A 19,192-nucleotide genomic window follows, 5' to 3' on the forward strand; every position below is an offset into this window, starting at 1 on the left:
TGCGCGCCGGTGGCTACGACTACGGCCCGGTGTTCCAGGGCGTCGGCCGGGCGTGGAAGCGGGGCGACGAGATCTTCGCCGACGTGACGCTGCCCGCCGACGCCGCCGGCGCGACCGAGGGTTTCCTGCTGCACCCGGCGCTGCTCGACGCATCGCTGCACGCCCTCGGCCTGCTCGGCGACGCCGGCGCGGACGACGGGATCGCGCTGCCGTTCTCCTGGACGGGCCTACAGGTGCACGCCCGAGGCGCCACGGCGCTGCGGGTCCGGCTGACCCGCGACGGCGACGGTGTCGACGTCGTCCTCGCCGACCCGTCCGGTGCGCCGGTCGCCTCGGTCCGGCACGTGGCGCTGCGGCCGATCACCCCCGACCGGCTCGCCCTCGGGCCGTCCGGGGCGGGCGGGTACGAGCTGCGCTGGGTGCCGGCCGCGTCGGTCCGGTCCGACCAGCCGGTGGTCTGGCTCGACGAGTTGACGGCCAGCGACCAGGTTCCCGACCTCGTCTTCACCGAGCTGCCGCCGGGCGGTGACGACCCGCACCCCACCGTCGCCGCCGCGCTCGACCTGGCACACCGCTGGCTGGCCGAACCGCGGTACGGCGCCGCCCGGCTGGCGGTGGTGACCCGGGGGGCCGTCGGCGACCAGTCCCGGGACCTCGCGCAGGCGGCGGCGTGGGGGCTGCTGCGGTCGGCGCAGTCCGAGCACCCCGGCCGGTTCGCGCTGATCGATCTGGACGACGACCCGGCGTCGCGGCGGGCGCTCGCCGCGGCCGGCGCCGCCGGAGAACCGCAGGTCGCCGTCCGCGCCGGTGGACTGCTGGTGCCTCGGCTGCACCCGTCGGCCGCCGACAGCCTCGTCCCGGAGACCGGGGCCGCCACTGATCCCGGGGCCGTCACCCGCGTCGGACCACGGCCGTGGGCCCCGCAGGGCACCGTCCTCGTCACGGGCGCGACCGGCGCCATCGGCCGTCTCGTGGCACGGCACCTGGTGGAGCGGCGCAGGGTGCGGCACCTGCTGCTCACGTCCCGGCGTGGACCCGACGCCCCCGGCGCCGCCGACCTGGTCGGCGAGCTGTCCGCGCTCGGCGCGGAGTCGGTGCGCGTCGTCGCCTGCGACGTCGCCGACCCGGCGGCCCTGGCCGACCTGCTGAGGTCCGTCCCCGCCGAGCATCCGCTCACCGCCGTGCTGCACCTGGCCGGTGTGCTCGACGACGGGGTCGTCGAGTCGCAGACCCCGCAGCGGGTGGCCGGAGTGCTGCGGCCGAAGGTGGACGGCGCACGGCAGCTGCACGAGCAGACCCGCGACTGCGACCTGGCCGCGTTCGTGCTCTTCTCCTCCGCGGCCGGCCTGCTCGGCTCGCCCGGGCAGTCGGGTTACGCCGCCGCCAACGCCTACCTCGACGCCCTCGCCGAGCAGCGGCGCGCGCAGGGGCTGCCGGGGCAGTCGCTGGCGTGGGGCCTGTGGGAGCTGCCGGACGGGATGGCCGAGCAGGTCAGCGACACCGGCCTGCGTCGCATGCGCGGGATCGGGCTGGCGCCGTTACCGCCGGGGCGCGGACTGGCCCTGCTGGAACGGGCGCTCGACTCGGACGCGGCGACGCCGGTCCTCGTCGACGTGGACAGCGCCCTGCTCGACGGGCACGACCGGCGGTCGGTGCCGCCGGTGCTGCACGACCTGATGGCCACGGACCGCCCGGCCGGCGCGGACGTCGCCGGCCTGGGGGCGCGGGCCACCGCGTCGGTCGACGCGGCAACGGGTGGCGTGCCCGGCCCGGCCGGCGGCACCCGGGCGGGAGGCACGGACCTCGCCAGGACCCTGCCCGGGCTCGCTCCCGCCGAACAGGACCGGGTGCTGCGGGAGATGGTGCTCGCCGAGGCCGCCAGGGTGCTCGGCCACGCCTCCGCCGCCGACCTGGACGGCACCCGGAGCCTGCCCGAGCTCGGCTTCGACTCGCTGACGGCGGTCGAGCTGCGCAACCGGCTCGCCACCGCGACCGGGCTGACCCTGCCAGCGACCCTGGTGTTGGACTACCCGAACGTGCGGGAACTGGTCGGCTACCTACGCGGTGAGCTGCTACCCGAGCAGGCGTCCACCGCGCTCGGGGTGCTGGAGGAGTTGACCCGGCTGGAGTCCAGCCTGGCCAACCTGACGATGGACGGTGTGGCGCGCAAGCGGCTCGCCGACGCCCTGCACCAGCTGCTGTCGCTGGTCGACACCGAGTCGGACAAGGTCGACGCGGCGAAGGACGACTTCTTCGACCTGCTCGACTAGGAGCCCGCCCCGGCCCGTAGGGAAAAGCGGGCCGTCCGTCCTCCAGCCGATCGGGCGGCTGGAGGACGGCCCGCGGTCGCTCAGCCGAGCGGGGCGGCCTCCACCACGGTGACCTCGATGTCGGAGCCGAACAGCCCGCGCAGGATGTCCCGGATCGAGTCGCGCATCGCCGCGCACGCCACCGGGTCGATCAGGCTCGCCAGGGAGGCGATGCCCAGGTCGAATCGGCTGTCGAACTCGACCCGCACCCCCTCGTCGGCCTCGACGACCAGCCACGAGCCGGTGAACGTCGCGAAGTCGCCCTTGGTCTGCTCGAAGTCGATGCGGCGGTTGACCGGGTCGATCTGGTCGCGTTCGGTCCAGACGAGGATGCCCCGGCGGAAGTTCACCTCCCACTTCGACTCCACCTCGGTCGGGCTGACCTGGGTCACCCCGACCGTCCGTACGGTGTCGGTGAACTCCGGATACGCGGCGAAGTCGGCCAACCGGTCGAACGACTCCTTGGCGTCTGCCCTGGGCAGCAGAGCGTGCACGATGACGGAGCACTCCATCGCGGGTGGCCTCCTCAGCTCGGGTTGACGATCACTACTGCAACCCCCGGATCAGGTGACGCAGGCTGACCCGCCACGCGTCCTCGGCCTGCGCCGGGGTCATCGCGTCCGGTCCGCCGGGAATCGTGCCGAACGACGTCGGCAGCAGTTCGGGGATGATGACCAGCCCGCAGACGGCCACCACGCCGTCCAGCCGCGCCAGGTCCTCGGGAGGAAGGACGTCCGCGAACGCCGGCCGGACCAGCCGATCCACGATGGACGGGTCCGCGATCCGGCCGTCGGGTATGTCCATGCCGCACTCGCGGGCGGTTTCCGTCACCAGTTCGAGGTAACGCTCCACCGGGATGCCGGCGGGTCCGGCGGTCAGCCAGTAGTCGCCCTTGCGCAGGTCGGCGTCGAGCACCGCGCGGATTCCCTGCGCGACCATGTCCTGCGGGACGAGGTCGAAGAACGTGCCGGGATGGGCCGGGATGAACGGCAGCTTGCCGGTCACCAGGTACTCGGCGAGCTGGTGCACTCCCTGGTGCTGGCGGATGACGCCGGTACGGGAGTCGCCGATGACGATCGCCGGCCGGACGATCACCGCGTCGATGCCGCTGTCGCGGACCGTCTGTTCGCCGAGGTACTTCGACGTGACGTACTCGTCGGTCCGCGCGGCCACCTTCTCGGTGCCCAGCCTGCCGCCGCCGCCGGCCCGGCCGTACCGGGACACGTAGGCGGTGCTGACGTGGACCAGGGTCGCGTCCGCCTCGGCGGCGAACTCGACGACCCGGCCGAGGCCCTCGATGTTGAGCCGGTCCACCTCCGCCTGGTCGGCGGAGAAGTTGACGATGGCGGCCGAGTGGACCACCGCGTCGACCTCGGCGCACAGCTCGCGGTAGGCGCGGCGGTCGAGCCCGAGCGAGGGGGCGTGCAGGTCCAGCCGGACCACCCGGTTCGAGCCGCCCGGCAGGCGACGGTAGGCGGCGGCGACCACGTCGTACCCGGAGAGTTCGGCCAGCACGGCGGTGCCCACGACGCCGCTGGCCCCGGTGACCAGGACGGTACGTCGCGTCATGCGGGGGAGTCGCTTCCGGTGGCGGGGAAACGCGCGGCCAGGGCGGCGCAGGCCCGCTCGAACGAGGCGACCAGCCGCTCTTCCTCGTCGGGGGTCATCGTGGCGGGTGGGGTGAGCCGCAGCACCGGGTGCGCGTTCATCGAGTGGTTGACGACCACGTCGTTGTCGAGCAGGTCCATCAGGAACTCCGCGGCGTGCATTCCGGAGCGGAACTCCACTCCGATGAGCAGCCCGGCGCCGCGTACGTCGGCCACCAGGTGCCCGATCGACCGCACCGCCTCGGTGATCGCCGCAAGTAGCCGCGCACCCAGGTCGGCCGCCCGCTCCACCAGCTTCTCCTCCCTGATCACCTCGACCGTCGCGCGGACGGCGGCCATGGCGAGGGGGTTCGCGGAGAACGTGGACGTGTGCAGGTAGGGGTCCTTGTCGAACGGGGCGAACGCCTCCTCGGTCGCCAGGGTCGCCGCGACCGGCACCAGCCCGCCGCTGAGCGCCTTGCCGACCAGCAGGACGTCCGGCCGTACGCCGTCGCGGTCCGCCGCCCACCAGGTCCCGAGCCGCCCCAGCCCGGTCATCACCTCGTCCAGGACGAGCATCGCCCCCCGATCGCGGCACAGCGTCTCGACCGCCTTGAGATAGCCGGGCTGGGGGATGATCACTCCGCCCTCGCTCTGCACCGGTTCGACGACCACGCAGACGTCACGGTCGACGACGGCGGCCAGTTCGTCCAGGTCGCCGAACCTGACGTGGGTGACCTCGGGCAGCAGCGGGCGGAACGGGTCCTGATAGAGCGACCGCGCGGTGAGCGACAGCGCGCCGACCGTCTTGCCGTGGTATCCGCTGTGCATGGAGACCAGCCGGTGCCGCCCGTTCGCCCGGGCGATCTTGATCGCGGTCTCCACCGCCTCCGCGCCCGAGTTGGAGAAGTGCACCTTGACCAGGCCCTCCGGCGCCACCGAGGTCAACGCCTCGGCGGCCCGGGCGGCGGGCTCGTTCAGCAGCACCCGGGTGGACAACGCCTGGCGTTCGAGCTGGTCGCGCACCGCCGCGAGCACGACCGGATTCCCGGCACCGACGAAGAACACGCCGTAGCCGGCGCAGTTCAGCAGTTGGCGACCGTCCGCGGTGTGCACCACGGTGCCTGTGGCGCCGACCTCCAGTGGTGTGTGGAGCATGGCGGCGACCCGACCCAGCCCCTCGCCGAGATGGCGGCGGTAGATATCGAAGACACTGGAGGACACGGCGGAAGTCTGCCCGAACGGCACCAACCGATCAATGGTCTACTCAGGACCGTCGTCGGTGGCCGAACAGCCGACCCGTCGAGCATTGCCGCCAGCGTTGACCTTGCTCTAGGGTGCCGGCGTGGACACGTACAGCGAGATCATTTATTCCGTTTCGGACCGGATCGCCACGGTCTCGCTCAACCGTCCCGAGGAGCGCAACGGCTACACCCTGCGGATGGCCGACGAACTCGCGCACGCGTTCGACCGCGCCGACCGCGACGACGACGTCCGGGTCGTCGTCCTCACCGGTACGGGTGAGCACTTCTGCGCCGGGTTGGACATGTCCGTGACGGAGTTCGACACCCCGGACGACCCCGAGGCCGAGTGGGCGGAGCCGGCGGGGCGGTGCTCGATGCGGATCTTCGCGATGAACAAGCCGGTCATCGCCGCGATCCGGGGCGCGGCCGTCGGCGCGGGTGCCACCATCATCCTGCCGGCCGACTACCGGCTCGCCGCCACCGACGCGCGCTTCGGGTACGTCTTCAGCCGGCGCGGCATCTACGCCGAAGGCGCGTCCACCTGGTTCCTCCCGCGGCTGGTCGGGATGGGCCGTGCGCTCGACTGGATGATCAGCGGGCGGGCGTTCGACGCCGCCGAGGCGCTCTCGGCCGGCCTGGTGCACAGCGTCCACGAGCCGGAGCACCTGCTCGACAAGGCGTACCAGCTCGCGCGGACCATCATCACCACCACCGCGCCGGTCTCCGTGGCGGTCATCCGGCAGATGCTGTACCGGACCAGCGCGCTGGACTCGCCGTACCCGGCGCACCGGCTGGACTCCCGACTCTCCGCAGAGGCTCTGACCAGCGCGGACGCGAAGGAGGGCTTCGACTCCTTCCGGCAGCGGCGCGCTCCGGCCTTCCCGGGGCGGGTCAGCAGTGACCTGCCCGACCACCTCCCGTGGAGGAACGAATGACGTCTATGGTTGCGGCATGACCGCGCAGGCAGCCGGGCACGGCCCGGAAGTCGCCGAACAGATCACCGTCGCGGCCCCGGCGGGGACGGTCTACGCGGCCGTTGCCGACGTGCGGCGGATGGCCAGGTGGAGCCCGGAGTGCGTCGCGGTCTGGGTCACCCGGCGCGACAGCGGGCAGCCGCGACGGTTCGTCGGCTGGAACCGTCGCGGCCCGTTGCTGTGGTTCACCACCTGCCGGGTCGTCACCGCGACGCCGGGCAGCGAGTTCGCCTTCGACGTCACCACCTTCGGCCAGCCGGTGGCGCGCTGGGGCTACCGGTTCAGCGAGACCGACGGCGGCACCCAGGTGACCGAGTACTGGCAGGACCGGCGCAACCGAGCGGCCCAGGTTCTCGGCCGGATCTTCACCGGGAGGGCGTCGGGCGACCGCCCGACCGTGAACCGGAACGGCATGCGGGAGACCCTGCGCCGGTTGAAGCGGGAGCTGGAAGCGGCCTGACCCCGCGGCGGCCGACCGGGTGTCGTAACCGGCCCTACCCGAGGACGGGTAGGGCCGGGTACGGCGGGCGGGGTCACGCCCCGGTCGTCGCCAGCGTGCGTTCCTGCTGCGGGGCCGCCGGTAGGTCGTGCGACACGCGCGGGAGCCATTCCAGCCACCGGGGCAGCCACCAGTTCTTCTCGCCGAGCAGGGCCATGACCGCCGGCAGCAGTACCGCGCGGACGATCGTCGCGTCGAGCAGCACGGCTGCGGCGAGCCCGACGCCGAGCTGCTTGGGAGCGGCCATGGGCAGCGTGGCGAAGAGCGCGAACACGGCCACCATCACCGTGGCGGCGCTGGTGATGACCCCGGCCGTGCGGGTGATCCCCTCGGTGACCGCCAGCCGGGTCGGTAGTCCTCGGTCGTGGCCCTCCCGGATCCGGCTGACGACGAAGACGTGGTAGTCCATCGACAGCCCGAACAGGATGACGAACAGGAACAGCGGCATCCAGTTGGTGATGCCGTCGGTGGCGCGGAAGTCGAGCAGCGACTCGAAGTGGCCGTACTGGAAGACGTAGACCAGCATGCCGTAGGCCGCGGCGACGGACAGCAGGTTGAGCAGCACGCCGGTGACGGCCACGACGACGGACCGGAACGACACCAGCAGGAGCAGGAAGGCCAGGCCGAGAACGAACCCGAAGACCAGCGGCAGGGACTTCGCGAGCTGGTCGTTGAAATCCTGGGAGGCGGCGGTGGCGCCGGTGACGCCGACCCAGGCGTCGGGCAGCCGGCCGAGCGTCGCCGGCAGCACGGTGTCGCGCAGGGTCGCCAGGGCCTCCTCGGAGGTGCGGTCCCCGCCGGAGCCGGACAGCCCGACGCTGACGACGGCGACCGTACCGGCGGGGTTGACCTCGACCGTGATCGGCTCGTGCAACCGGCCGGTCGCCAACGCCTGCTCCTTGAACGCCGCCATCGCGCCGTTCCAGGCCGGACCCGTGACGTGCGGGGCCTTGACCACGACCTCGGCCGGGGCGGCGCCGCCTGGGAACGCCGTCTGGATCGCCACGAACGCCTGCGCGATCGGCGCGCTCGGAGACAGGTCCTCGACGCCTTCCCCCTTCGTACGCAGGTCCAGCGCGGGTGTGGCGAGCGCGCCGAGTGCCGCGGCGGCGAGCACTGCCGAGACCAGCGGGCGGCGTAGGACGAGCCGCAGAATCGTGCCCCACACCCGGCCATCGGAACGGGTGCGGTACAGGACGGGGATCCGGCCCGAATCGACGCGGTCGCCGAGCGCGGACAGCAGCGCCGGCAGGACCGTCAGCGAGCCGAGCACCGCGGTCGCGGTGACGAGGATGGTGCCGACGGCGAAGCTGACGAAGGTGGTGTCACGGGTGAGGAACATGCCGGCCATGGCGACGATGACGGTCAGCCCGGAGATCCAGACCGACCGGCCGGAGGTCTGCGCGGCGATGAGCAGCGCGCGCTGCGGATCCGAGCCGTTCCGGCGTTCGTCGCGCTCCCGGCGGATGTAGAACAGGCAGTAGTCGACGCCGACGGCCAGCCCGACGAGCAGCATGACGTGCATGGTGGTGTCGACCGTCGGCGCCAGGTGGCTGGTGAAGCCGAGCAGGCCGATCGCGGCGACGACGGCGGTGATGGCGAGCCCGACCGGCAGCAACGCGGCGGCGACGGCGCCGAAGGCGACGAACAGGATGCCGAGGGTGACCGGGATGGAGAGCATCGACAGCCTGGTCAGGCCGGCGTCGAGGTCGTCGCCGACGAGTTTGTCGCTGCTGGCGTCGCCGGCCTGCGCGATGTACAGCTGCGGGTGCGCCCGCTGGACCGCGGCGACGGCGTCGAGGACCGGCCCGACTCGGTCCTTGGCGGTCTCCGGGTCGCCGTGCATGGCGAAGGTGAGCAGCGCCGACCTCCCGTCCTCGGAGATCACCGGCGGGTTCATCGCGTCGGTGACGCCGGTGGCCTGCACGGCGGCGGTGACCTCGGCGATGGCGGCCCGCCCCTCCGGACCGTCCACCGTCGATGTGCGCGAGCTGACGACGACCATCTCCCCGGCGTGCTCCGGGGGGAAGCCGGCCTGTTCGACGATACGGTCGGCGTGGCCGGACTCGCCGAGGCCGAAGTCGCTGTCGGTCGCCTTGACGATGCCGATCTGTCCGCTCAGGACGGTCGCACCGACGACGAAGACCAGCCAGCCGAGTATGGCGAGCGTGCGGTGACGGGCACTCCACACCGCGACGTGCGCCGCGATGCCGGTGACGTCTTCCCTGGATTTCATGTCTCGAACGGTATGGAGCGCGACGGGGCGGGTCGATCCCGTGAGCCTCCTGGTGGGGGTGGGGACAGCCCTACCGTGACGACCGGGGCAGGGCGGATGGACGCACCGGCCGGCTGACGGCTTGATCCAGCGCGCCCACTCGGGCTGCACCACGTGTCCGGACGCCCGCCAGGCCGCATGTGCCAGGTGGTCCTCGACGAGCACCATCGCGTCGCCGGGCAGCCGGCCGGGGCGCGGAAGCGGTTCCTCGGTCGCCGCGATCAGCAGGCCCGGTGGATCCGCCACCGGCGGCGTAGGTGGCACCGCGAGCCGCGCGGGCGGCAGCGCGACCCGGCAGCATCTGGCCGCTACCGGACCAGGCGGACAGAATGGTCCTTACACCCCAGGAGATGTGAATCAACTACTTATAGCACCCCGAGGGCTACATGTTGCGAAACCCGGAAAAGTCCTCTTGTTTCACATGAATCGGCCTAACGTTCGTCATGGCTCGTCCTCCTGAGCCGACCAGAAGGGAATGAGGAACATGTCGATGAGGTTTTTGACCAAGCTCGCCGGCGGAGTGGTGCTGGGCAGCGCCGCCCTGCTGCTCGCTGCGCCCGCCACCGCGCTCGCCGCGACCGACGACGGTCCCAAGGCGCCCACGGCCTCGAACCAGGGGCAGGCGAAGAAGAAGTCAGACGAGAAGCCGAAGACCTTCAGCCTGCACGACAAGAAGGGCAACGGGGTTACCTGCGCTACCAACAAGCAGATCAACGAGCAGAACATCACCCAGATCATCAAGGACAACACCATCACGAACAGCATCGTCACCTTCAATTTGTCCGCAGCGCAGTCAGCGGCGAACGACAACAGAACCCAGCCGAACAACATCGTCGTCTGCATCCGCGACCTCGACGTGGAGGTGGATGTCGAGACCGATCTGCTCGCCGACCTCCTCGGGATGGTCGAGGCCGGTATCGGCAAAGCTGGTTCGCCGGTGGGCCAGCCTGCCGGCAACAGCGGCGCGTACGCGGGTCCGGACGGAGCCTGGGTGTTGCCGAGGACGGCCGGCGTCGCGGCCGGTGACGGTGGCGCGCTCTCCGACACCAACACCGGTGCTCTGACGGCGGCCGGTGCCGGCATGATGGGCTTCGGCGTGCTCGGTGGCATCGCACTGCTGCGTCGGCGGTCCGCCAATGGCACCGTCGCCTAAAGCGGCCAGGAGCGCCCGCCACGGTTTCCCGTGGCGGGCCGCTGGCCTCGTCCTGGTCGTCCTCATCACGCTTACCGGAGCAGGACTGATCACGTTCGCGGCCACGGCTCCTGATCCGGTCGGGCCGCCGCAGCCCGACCCCGCCGCCGCTCCGCAGTCCCTGCTCTCACCGCTGGTGGACGAACCCGCCACACCAGGGCCGACGCCGAGCGAAGCCAACGCGTCGCCGGCCACCGGGACGACGCACGGCGAGGCGCACAGTGCTCGTGGCCGCCTCGAAGCCGATCTCGGGTCCACCGCGACCCGCCCGACTCCCGCACCGAAGGTGGCCGGGATGCCGCGGTCGCAGCCCATCCGCATCAGGATCCCGCGGATCGGCGTCGACGCGCCGACGGTTCCGCTCGGGCTGGACCGGAACCAGCAGATCGCGGTCCCACCGCTGGACCAGCCCAAGACGACCGGGTGGTACAAGCTGGGACCAAGCCCCGGCGAGGTCGGGACCGCGGTGGTGGTGGGGCACGTCGACTCACGCGCCACGGGTCGGGCGGTCTTCTTCCGCCTCGGCGCGCTGAAACCCGGAGACACCATCGAGGTGCCCCGCAAAGACGGCAAGAAGGCCCGCTTTGTCGTCGACGGGGTGGCCCGTTACCCGAAGAAGAAGCTCCCGCTGAACCTGGTCTACGGCCACACCGGCAAGGCGCAGCTCCGCGTGATCACCTGCGGTGGCGACTACGACAAGGCAACGAAGTCGTACAAGGACAACATCGTGGTGTTCGCGACGCTGGCGCCCTGAGCATGAACGTTCGCGGTGCTGGTGAGACGCCGGCCCGAGCGGCGGAGCGCTGGGACCCGGACATCGAGGCGGTCGGCAGCACGGTGGTGGCCGGTGCGGCGACCGTCGGTTGCATCCTTCTCTGCACGTGCAACCCGGCGCTGGCCTGGCTGCCAGGGGCTGAGGTCGGGTCGGGTAACCCGACAGTGACAGCCGAGAGGATGGGCCGGGGAACGTCCGGCCCATCCTATTTTGTTGGGGTCGACCTGGATTCGATACGGTCGTACGCATGCTGAAGGTGTTGGTGAGTGGATGTCTGGCGGGTCGTCCGATCCGATTCAATGAGACTTCCGTGCCCGTTTGCTCGCCGATTTGGGAGAAGTGGGCGGCCGAGGGTCGATTGGTGCACTTCTGCCCTGAGCTCGCGGTCGGATTCCCGGTTCCACGTCCAGCAGCAGAAATTGTGGGCGGCACCGCAGCCGGTGTCCTCGACGGCGCCGCGCACGTCCGGGAGGTGGATGGTCGAGACGTGACCGACCTGTTTCGGCTGGCGGCGCGTCGGGCGCTGCACCGAGCCGTCGAGGCCAACGTCGCGCTCGCTGTCCTGGTCGACGGGAGCCCGACGTGTGGAAGCAGCAAGGTCTACGACGGGTCCTTCGCCGGTCGTACCGTGCCCGGGCGTGGCGTAGCCGCGGAGGAACTGCAGCGCCACGGTATTCCGGTGTTCCATGAAGGGCAATTGGAACAAGCGGCATCGCTGCTTGAAGAGCTCGAGCGAAATGACCTGGTGGCACCTGACGTGCCGCTAGCAAAACGGCTTCCGCGACCCTGACGACGTCATCGAGATGCCGTTCCGCGAAGGGTGGGCGAAATGAATTGTCTGCCGAGCCCGCCGCCGGGACGGATCCGGCCCTGAACTCGGCTGTACCCCGTCGCGGCCCGTGTGGCAACCGGATACAGGCGTGACAGGATTCGTGGTCGGAGGAGTGCTGTGCGACGTCAGCCGTTGGTCATCGCCGTTGCACAACCGCGGACCATCCCGTACGACATCGTCGCGAACGCGGCCGGGCACGCCGACGTGGTCCGGTCCGCGCGGGCGCGGGTGGTGGTCTTCCCCGAGCTGTCGCTGACCGGATACGAGCTGGACGCCCCCGCTGTCGCCGCCGACGACCCGCGGCTGGCGCTGATCGTCGAGGCCTGCGCCGAAGCGGGGTCGACGGCGTTGGTGGGCGCCCCGGTCCAGGGCGAGGCGGGTCGTGAACACATCGCGATGCTCGCCGTCGACGGGACCGGCGCGCACGTGGCATACCGGAAGGTGCATGTGCACCAGTCCGAGGAGCGGTTCAGCCCCGGCGACGGACCGGCGGTACTCGACGTGGACGGCTGGCGGCTGGGCCTGGCGATCTGCCGCGACACCCGGTTCCCGGAGCACGACGCGGCCACCGCGGCGCTGGGCATGGACGTCTACGTCGCCGCTGTCCTCGACCACGCCCGGGACGCCCACGTGCCGGTCGAGCGGGCTCAGCGCATCACCGCCGACCGCAAGGTGTGGGTCGTCACGGCGAGTTTCGCCGGGTCGACCGGCGGGGGCTTCGACCAGGCGGCAGGCGGCTCGGCGGTATGGGCGCCCGACGGCACGATCCACGCGCAGGCCGGGATCGAGGCCGGCGAGTGGGTAAGGGCGACGCTGCACAACCAGTAGACCGGGTCTCCCTCGAGTTGGTGGACGAGATCCCGGAGTCGGTGTCAACCATCGGTCAGCATCGTTGACGTTGGTCGCCGGGGACGTCGTCACCCTGACGGCCCGTCCCGGCCGGGCCGAGCCGAACCCCCGCGATGATCGTGCAGCGTCGAAATCATCATTGGTGACCTCCATCGATCCGCAGAGGGGCTCGATGCCGCGGCGCTGATCAGGGGAACAGCCATGTCATCGCCTCCAGGCTCTTGCTCACGTACGCGTTCTGCCCGGTGTCGACTCCGTACAGGACGTCCTCGAACAGGGTGCATCGGGCGTAGAAGACCGCCCGGTCGTGCAGGCCCGGACGGTCGGGCCCGGGTGCGTCGTACCTGGCTAGGGCGAGGTCGAGCGCGTGTGGGCCAAGGTCGCGACAGATCAGGCCGAAGTCGTAGGCAGGGTCGGCGATGGCGGCGTCACTCCAGTCGATGATGCCGGTGACCTCACCGTTGTCGGGATCGACGAGGACATGTTCGATGCCGAGATCATTGTGGGTGAACACCGAGGTGTGCGGTTCTGGCGGCGGGGCGGCCTGGAAGAAGGCGTCGACGGCCGGCCGATGCCGGAGTGGGACGTGCCCGGCGACAACTGAGTAGAACTCCTCGGCGTCGCGGTGCCACTCGGTCAGCGGCGTGTCGTCGATGTCGACCAGCCCGGCCACGCGGTCGGCGGGGATGGCGTGAAGAGCGCGGAGAAGCTCACCCAGGGCGGTCGCGACTGACGGGATCAGCGCCGAGCGCGATGCCTCACGAATCGACAGGAGTGGGCGGCCGCGCAGTTTGGCGTACGCCAGGACACCGGTTTCGGCCGCCGCGAGCAATGGTTGGGGCACCGGTACGGGTGATGCGGGTGCGACGACCCGTAGCAGTTGACATTCACGGGTCGCGCGGGCGGTGCGCTCGGCAGAGTCGGAGTCTTTGGAGATCCGGACCACGAGGTTGTCGTTCACCTCGTACGAAATGTTGTCCAGGCCTGTCCCGAGCGGGACCACCGACGTGACATGAATGTCGGGCAGGTGGGCGGCAACCGCTCGCCGTACGGTTTGTTGATCGTCCCACTCGGATGTGGCTGGGCCGGCTTGCCCGGGCATGGGGTCTCCAGGGTGTGATGCGATGACTGACGTCGGGGATGAAAGGCTGAAGTGGTCTGGATGTCTCCGCGTGTGCAACGTGGACGGTGGACGATCACCGTTGGCGTCGGCGTGGCAGGAAACCCGCCACCGCGAGGCCGACAACGAAGGCGACCACGCCGGCGGCCAACCAGCCGGGTGACCCGCCCGTGACGGGTTGACAGTCAGCGACGCACAGGATCGGCCTTATCCGGATCAGGTCGGTCCCCTGCAGCATCCATAACAGGCCAAGCAGGGCGAGGGTCGTTCCGGCGACCACCCTCGCGGTCCTACGCCATCTCACGGCCACGCCCCTTCCGGTTCGGTGAGGCATGGGATGCGCCAGGGCATCCCATGCTCCGTTCGGCTAGGCTCAAGTAATCAAGCAACCTTAGAAGGTGAGGTTATAAGGTGCCCGAAGAATCTACAAGTGGCAAGCCGTTCCTGCCGCAGCTCATCGGTCAGGCGTTCAACCTGATCCTCGACCAGCTCCACCACCACCTCGTCGAGACCGGACACGGCGACCTGCGGCCCACCCACTACCTCAACGTGTTCCGGTTCATCGACTGTGACGGCACCCGGCCCACCACCCTGGCCAGGCGAGCCGGGATGACCCCGCAGGCGATGAGCGAGCTTGTGGGTTACCTGGAACAACGCGACTACGTGCGGCGGGTCCCTGACCCCACCGACGGCCGCGGCCGCGTCGTCGTCTACGCCGACCGCGGCACCCGGGCCGCCGAGGCCGCCACGAGATTCTTCGCCGACCTGGAGGCCCGCTGGGGCGCCGTGGTCGGACACGACCGCCTCCACGACGTCACGTTCGCTCTCGCCCAGATCCTCGACGCCTCTCCTCGCGGAGCCGGCACGTCGAAACCCTCCGCACCATGACACCACCCGGTCGACGCCGTTCCTGCCGGTCCGGGCCTGCTGGTCCGGCTGCTACCTCACCGGCCAGCCCTGCCGGCCCAGCGCGACGCCGGCCTGGAACCGCGTGCTCACGCCGAGGCGCCGCTGGATCTCGGCGATCCTGCGGCGCACCGTCTGCGCCGACACCCCCAGTCGGGCGGCGATCGCCTCGTCCTTCATGCCGCTGGCCATCAGGGTCAACACCGTGTCCTCGTCGGCCGTCCGGGACCTGGCGGACGGGTCCTGGCCGTTGAACCGCAGTTGCACGCCGCGCTCCCAGTAGATGTCCCAGAGTGCGACGAGCGCGTCGAGCAGGGCGCACTCGTGCACCACCAGGCCGGCGTCGACGGCCTTGATCGGGTCCGACTGGACGAACGGCACCAGCGCGGTGCGGCGGTCGGACATGGACAGCTTCATCGGCAGCCCCTTCACGACCCGCGCCTCCTCCCCGAGCGCAACCATTCTCTGGGCGTGCTCGAGCACGCCGGGTTGCTTCAGCGCCTCCTCGTCGTAGATCGCGCGGGATGGCACGCCTCGGGCGAGCAGCCGCTCCTGCAGCGGCTCAGAATCGTCGGGCCGCTGCTGCGCGAACGGCGGCAGGACGAAGACGTCCAGGCTGCGGCGCGCGCTCAGCTGCAGCTGCTTCCAGCGTTCGGCGTACGCCTCACGACTGGTCACGACCTCGATCAGCTCGGTGACCCGTTCCTGCTCGGCCGGCACGCGGTGCAGCGCCGCGAGCCGCTTCGCGTCGAGGCGTACCTGATGCAGCGCCTCCTCCCGGGAGCGGACCAGGACCTCGACCACGACGTCCGGGGGCACCGACTGGTAGCGGGCCGGGGAGCCGCTGCGCCGGGTGACCATCGCTTTGCTCTCCAGCTCGGACAGCGCGCCGCGCAGCCGTCGCTGGCCGAAACCGGTCAACGCCCGCAGTTCGGTCACGCTCGCCCCGGGGTTGGCCAGCAGCGACCGGTAGACCTTCTCGGCGCTGTCGCCGACACCCACCTCGCCCAGCATCCGTTCGTTGCCGCGCATGGCCCGGACCTCCCCTGGTCACTTCTCGACGATGGTAACTATCGACCATCACAAATCATTGACCTTGGCACGCGCCGACAGCAGGTTTACGAGAAAGTTTTCAGATCCGTCTGGAGGAAGCGTGCATCTCCGCAGACCAGCACTGGCCGGTGCGCTGGCGCTCGCGCTAGCCGGGGCGGTGCCCACCGCCGCGTCGGCAGGCCCTGACCAACCATCCGGGCTGACACCCGTCGCCAACCCGTCCGCCACGGAGACCGTCACCCTCGTCACCGGCGACCGGGTCGCCGTGCAGGCCGGACCTGACGGGCGGACCGCCTTCACCATCCAGGAGGCCGACCGCGACGGCGACGTCTCGTTCGAGACGCTCACGTACGGCGACGACACCTACATCATCCCGTCCGACGCCGCGCCGCTGGTCCCCGAGGTGTTGGACCGGGAGCTGTTCAACGTCACCAAGCTGGCCGAGTACGACTACCGCGAGTCGGTGCCGGTGATCGTCAGCTACGAAACCAAGGCTCCCCGCACCCTCTCCGCGCCAGCGGGTGCGAAGGCCACGGCGCATCTGTCGAGCATCAACGCGGTCGCCGCCACCATCGACCGCAGCGGGCGCTGGTGGCGCTCCGCGCAGCCCTCGGGTGCGGCCGGAGACATGAAGCTGGCCCGCACCGGAATGCTGGCCGGCGTCGACAAGGTGTGGCTCGACGGCATGGCCAAGGTGACGCTCAGCGACAGCGTACGGCAGATCGGCGCGCCCGAGGCGTGGGCCGCCGGCTACGACGGCACCGGGGTCACCGTGGCCGTACTGGACACCGGTGTCGACGCCGACCACCCGGATCTGAAGGGCAGGGTGCTGGCCGCGCAGGACTTCACCGACAGCGGCGACCCGCGCGACTGGCACGGGCACGGCACCCACGTGGCGTCGACGATCGCCGGCACCGGAGCGGCCTCCGGCGGCAGGTACACCGGCGTGGCGCCGAAGGCGCAGCTGCTCAGCGGAAAGGTCTGCGTCCAGGAGGGTTGCCCGTTCTCGGCGATCATGCTTGGCATGCAGTGGGCCGCCACCCAGGGTGCGGACGTGGTGAACATGAGCCTCGGCGGCGGCTTCAGCGACGGCTCCGACCCGCTCAGCCAGACGGTCAACGCCCTCACCGAGCAGCACGGGACCCTGTTCGTGATCGCCGCCGGCAACTCCGGACAGAACGGCGAGGGCTCGGTCGACGCGCCCGGCGCGGCCGACGCGGCGCTGACCGTGGGCGCGGTCGACAAGGCCGACGAACTCGCGTACTTCTCCGGGCACGGGCCGCGGCTGGTCAACTATGGGATCAAGCCGGATCTCACCGCCCCCGGCGTCGGCATCGTCGCCGGCCGTGCCTCCGGGACCGCCATGGGCAGCCCGGTGGACGACCACTACACGGCCGCCTCGGGCACCTCCATGGCGACCCCGCACGTCGCCGGTGCGGCGGCGCTGTTCCTGCAGAAGAACCCGGGCATGTCTCCCGCCGAGGTCAAGGCGGCGTTGGCGAGCACGGCGGTGCCGAACGGCGACCTCGAGGTCTACAAGCAGGGCGGTGGGCGACTGGACGTGCGCAACGCCCTCAACTCGCCGGTGCTCCCCGACCGGTCGCCGCTGGATCTCGGCTTCTTCACCTACCCGCAGGACAAGACCGCCCCGGCGAGCACCACGGTCAGCTACACCAACCGCAGCACGAAGACCGTCACCGTCGACCTGGCGCTCGACGTCGAGAACCGGGCCGGAACCACCGCGGGCGCCGACATGCTCGCCGTCTCGCCGGCCTCGCTGACGATCGAGCCCGGTGCCACCGCCAAGGCCACGGTCACCGTGGACGTCCGGGTCGGCGAGGCCGGGATCTACGGCGGCTACCTGACGGCCAGCCAGAACGGCACGGCGGTCAACCGCATCCCGGTCGGGTACTACAAGGAGGAGGTGCGCTACGAACTGCGGGTGAAGGGCATCGACCGCGCCGGCCGGCCCGCCAGCGCGCTCGGCATGATCGACGTACTGGACGTGGTAGACCCCGGCCGGTTCATGGAGATCAGCAACCGGTTCGACGACGGCGTGGTCACGCTGCGGGTGCCGGCGGGCGTCTACTCGGTGGCCGGCCTCATCTACACGCAGAACGAGCAGCAGGGCTCGCGGCCGGAACAAACCTGGGTCGGCGACCCCGAGATCGAGATCAACGGCGACACGACGCTGGTGTTCGACGCGCGGCGGGCCGCCCCGGTCAGGATCGTGACCCCGGAGCCGGCCACGCCGACCGGCATCGCGACCCTGGGGTGGTGGCGTCAGAGCACATCGGGCTGGCCGTTCGCCCACAACTTCCACGGATCCCCCTCGCCGCTGTCCGCGGTGCCGACCGAGTCGGTCACCCGCGGCGAGTTCGAGCTCTACACCCGGCAGCGGCTCGTGGCCGGGCCGCAGAACTCGATCCTGTACGACCTGGTCGTGCCGTTCCACGAGCGGGTGCCCGCCGACCCCACCTTCGTGGCCGATCCGGCCCGGTTGGCCAGGGTGAACAGCCGCTACCACAGTGACGTCGCCGCGCACACGATGCTCGAGCTGCGGCACTTCTACCGGCCGTGGTCGCTCTCGTCGAGCCAGGTGGTGGCCCTGCACGCGGCGCCTCGGGAGCGTGTCGAATACCTGGTGGCCGAGGACACCTGCTACGGGCAGTGGATGTACGGGGCACTCTCGTACCTCGGGGGGCTGATGGAGCCGACCACCTGTTACAAGCCGGGCGAGCGGCGCGACCAGAGCTGGTTCCGGCAGGTGGCCCGGCCCGGGTTCAACGCCGGCACCCAGCACGAGCCGGGAGTGCCGACGACACGCAACGGGGACCTGCTCACGCTGTCGATGGTCGAGTGGCTTGACTCCGACGAGCACTACGGCACGGCGGACACCACAGTCGACACCGCCGCCGTCCGCATCTACGAGAACGGCAGGCTGATCGGCGAAGGCCCGCGCCCCCGGGGCTCCATCACGGTCAGCCCGAAGGCGGCCGAGCACCGGATCGAGTTGGACGTGGCCCGCAAGGCGGCCTGGTGGACCACCTCCACCGAGACCCGCACCGCCTGGACCCTCCGGTCGAAGGGTTCCACCTCGGGCCCGGTGGTGCTGCCGCTGCTACAGGTCGACTACGACGTCCCGGTGGACCTGCTCAACACGACCGCACCGCCGAGTGGTCGGCAGGGGCCGTCGACCGTCGGGCTCACCGTCGGCCACCAGGTCGGTGCCGACGGTCCGGCGATCGGCGGAGCCAAGGTGTCGATTTCGTACGACGACGGCGAGACCTGGCAGCAGCGCCCGGTCCGGGGCCTCGGCGACGGCCGGTTCGAGGTGGTCCTCGACAACCGCGACCCGGCGGAGACCAACGGTTTCGTGGCACTGCGGGTCGAGGCGTGGGACGCCGACGACAACCGGATCGAACAGACGATCACCCGGGCCTGGCAGCTGCCATCCGCACGCTGAGTCCATGAGGCTCCGGTAGGCGGGCCGAGCACAACCACCGAGGTTGGCCGGTCGACGACGGCGGTCGTCGACCGGCCAACCGCTCTGGAGGCGCCCGCCGGGCCCGACGGCC

Annotated in this window: 15 protein-coding genes; 9 read left to right on the forward strand and 6 right to left on the reverse strand. The window is 70.9% G+C overall.

Annotation, left to right across the window (positions count from 1 at the left end):
* On the forward strand, positions 1-2,270 hold a 2,270-nt coding region (locus ABZ793_RS25580; RefSeq protein WP_357461753.1), incomplete at its 5' end, for a type I polyketide synthase.
* Positions 2,271-2,350: 80 nt separating this feature from the next.
* Here ABZ793_RS25580 and ABZ793_RS25585 read toward each other — a convergent pair.
* From ABZ793_RS25585 to ABZ793_RS25595, 3 genes are read right to left on the reverse strand one after another with little or no spacing between them, the layout of a single operon-like run.
* The gene (locus tag ABZ793_RS25585; protein WP_357461754.1) at positions 2,351-2,821 is read right to left on the reverse strand and encodes an SRPBCC family protein; all 471 of its coding nucleotides are present in this window, start codon (positions 2,819-2,821) and stop codon (positions 2,351-2,353) included.
* Between the two features lie 34 nt (positions 2,822-2,855).
* Positions 2,856-3,878 (reverse strand): SDR family oxidoreductase, encoded by a 1,023-nt coding sequence (locus ABZ793_RS25590; RefSeq protein ID WP_357461755.1) that lies wholly within the window; start codon positions 3,876-3,878, stop codon positions 2,856-2,858.
* Positions 3,875-5,119, reverse strand: a complete 1,245-nt coding sequence (locus ABZ793_RS25595; RefSeq protein WP_357461756.1) for an aminotransferase class III-fold pyridoxal phosphate-dependent enzyme — start codon at positions 5,117-5,119, stop codon at positions 3,875-3,877. Before ABZ793_RS25595 ends, ABZ793_RS25590 begins: the two co-directional genes overlap by 4 nt.
* 121 nt (positions 5,120-5,240) lie before the next feature.
* On the opposite strand from ABZ793_RS25595, the gene ABZ793_RS25600 reads away from it, so the two are divergent.
* Together ABZ793_RS25600 and ABZ793_RS25605 are read left to right on the forward strand one after the other, a co-directional pair.
* Positions 5,241-6,074 carry an enoyl-CoA hydratase-related protein gene (locus ABZ793_RS25600; RefSeq protein ID WP_357461757.1) on the forward strand — a complete coding sequence of 278 codons (834 nt, stop codon included), beginning with the start codon at positions 5,241-5,243 and terminating at the stop codon, positions 6,072-6,074.
* Between the two features lie 16 nt (positions 6,075-6,090).
* Positions 6,091-6,573 (forward strand): SRPBCC family protein, encoded by a 483-nt coding sequence (locus ABZ793_RS25605; RefSeq protein WP_357461758.1) that lies wholly within the window; start codon positions 6,091-6,093, stop codon positions 6,571-6,573.
* A 73-nt stretch (positions 6,574-6,646) separates the two neighbouring features.
* Here the strand turns inward: ABZ793_RS25605 and ABZ793_RS25610 are convergent, their stop codons facing one another.
* Positions 6,647-8,848, reverse strand: a complete 2,202-nt coding sequence (locus ABZ793_RS25610; protein WP_357461759.1) for an MMPL family transporter — start codon at positions 8,846-8,848, stop codon at positions 6,647-6,649.
* A gap of 538 nt (positions 8,849-9,386) precedes the next feature.
* Here ABZ793_RS25610 and ABZ793_RS25615 point away from each other — a divergent pair.
* The 4 genes from ABZ793_RS25615 (at position 9,387) to ABZ793_RS25630 (ending at position 12,514) form a co-directional block, all read left to right on the forward strand.
* Positions 9,387-10,040 (forward strand): hypothetical protein, encoded by a 654-nt coding sequence (locus ABZ793_RS25615; protein WP_357461760.1) that lies wholly within the window; start codon positions 9,387-9,389, stop codon positions 10,038-10,040.
* A 334-nt stretch (positions 10,041-10,374) separates the two neighbouring features.
* A complete protein-coding gene (locus tag ABZ793_RS25620) occupies positions 10,375-10,833 on the forward strand; it encodes a class F sortase (RefSeq protein ID WP_357461761.1) in 459 nt (152 codons plus the stop codon).
* 268 nt (positions 10,834-11,101) lie between these two features.
* Positions 11,102-11,644, forward strand: a complete 543-nt coding sequence (locus tag ABZ793_RS25625) for a DUF523 domain-containing protein (RefSeq protein ID WP_357461762.1) — start codon at positions 11,102-11,104, stop codon at positions 11,642-11,644.
* A 159-nt stretch (positions 11,645-11,803) separates the two neighbouring features.
* Positions 11,804-12,514, forward strand: a complete 711-nt coding sequence (locus ABZ793_RS25630; RefSeq protein WP_357461763.1) for a carbon-nitrogen hydrolase family protein — start codon at positions 11,804-11,806, stop codon at positions 12,512-12,514.
* A gap of 208 nt (positions 12,515-12,722) precedes the next feature.
* Here ABZ793_RS25630 and ABZ793_RS25635 read toward each other — a convergent pair whose 3' ends face one another.
* Complete coding sequence (locus ABZ793_RS25635; RefSeq protein ID WP_357461764.1) at positions 12,723-13,637, reverse strand: aminoglycoside phosphotransferase family protein; 915 nt, start codon at positions 13,635-13,637, stop codon at positions 12,723-12,725.
* 429 nt (positions 13,638-14,066) lie between these two features.
* On the opposite strand from ABZ793_RS25635, the gene ABZ793_RS25640 reads away from it, so the two are divergent.
* A complete protein-coding gene (locus ABZ793_RS25640) occupies positions 14,067-14,543 on the forward strand; it encodes a MarR family winged helix-turn-helix transcriptional regulator (protein ID WP_357461765.1) in 477 nt (158 codons plus the stop codon).
* Positions 14,544-14,594: 51 nt separating this feature from the next.
* Here the strand turns inward: ABZ793_RS25640 and ABZ793_RS25645 are convergent, their stop codons facing one another.
* Positions 14,595-15,593 (reverse strand): LuxR C-terminal-related transcriptional regulator, encoded by a 999-nt coding sequence (locus tag ABZ793_RS25645; protein WP_357461766.1) that lies wholly within the window; start codon positions 15,591-15,593, stop codon positions 14,595-14,597.
* A 121-nt stretch (positions 15,594-15,714) separates the two neighbouring features.
* Here ABZ793_RS25645 and ABZ793_RS25650 point away from each other — a divergent pair, with 121 nt between their 5' ends.
* On the forward strand, positions 15,715-19,080 hold the full coding sequence (locus tag ABZ793_RS25650) for a S8 family serine peptidase (protein WP_357461767.1): 3,366 nt from the start codon (positions 15,715-15,717) through the stop codon (positions 19,078-19,080).
* Positions 19,081-19,192: the final 112 nt, after the last annotated feature.

This window comes from Micromonospora sp. NPDC047465 (genome assembly GCF_040643125.1).
Classification (GTDB): Bacteria; Actinomycetota; Actinomycetes; order Mycobacteriales; family Micromonosporaceae; genus Micromonospora.

Coding starts and splice junctions, on each gene's coding strand:
- ABZ793_RS25585 (WP_357461754.1), bottom strand. CDS start 2,821: ATGGAGTGCTCCGTCATCGTGCACGCTCTGCTGCCCAGGGCAGACGCC.
- ABZ793_RS25590 (WP_357461755.1), bottom strand. CDS start 3,878: ATGACGCGACGTACCGTCCTGGTCACCGGGGCCAGCGGCGTCGTGGGC.
- ABZ793_RS25605 (WP_357461758.1), top strand. CDS start 6,091: ATGACCGCGCAGGCAGCCGGGCACGGCCCGGAAGTCGCCGAACAGATC.
- ABZ793_RS25610 (WP_357461759.1), bottom strand. CDS start 8,848: ATGAAATCCAGGGAAGACGTCACCGGCATCGCGGCGCACGTCGCGGTG.
- ABZ793_RS25620 (WP_357461761.1), top strand. CDS start 10,375: ATGCCGCGGTCGCAGCCCATCCGCATCAGGATCCCGCGGATCGGCGTC.
- ABZ793_RS25625 (WP_357461762.1), top strand. CDS start 11,102: ATGCTGAAGGTGTTGGTGAGTGGATGTCTGGCGGGTCGTCCGATCCGA.
- ABZ793_RS25635 (WP_357461764.1), bottom strand. CDS start 13,637: ATGCCCGGGCAAGCCGGCCCAGCCACATCCGAGTGGGACGATCAACAA.
- ABZ793_RS25645 (WP_357461766.1), bottom strand. CDS start 15,593: ATGCGCGGCAACGAACGGATGCTGGGCGAGGTGGGTGTCGGCGACAGC.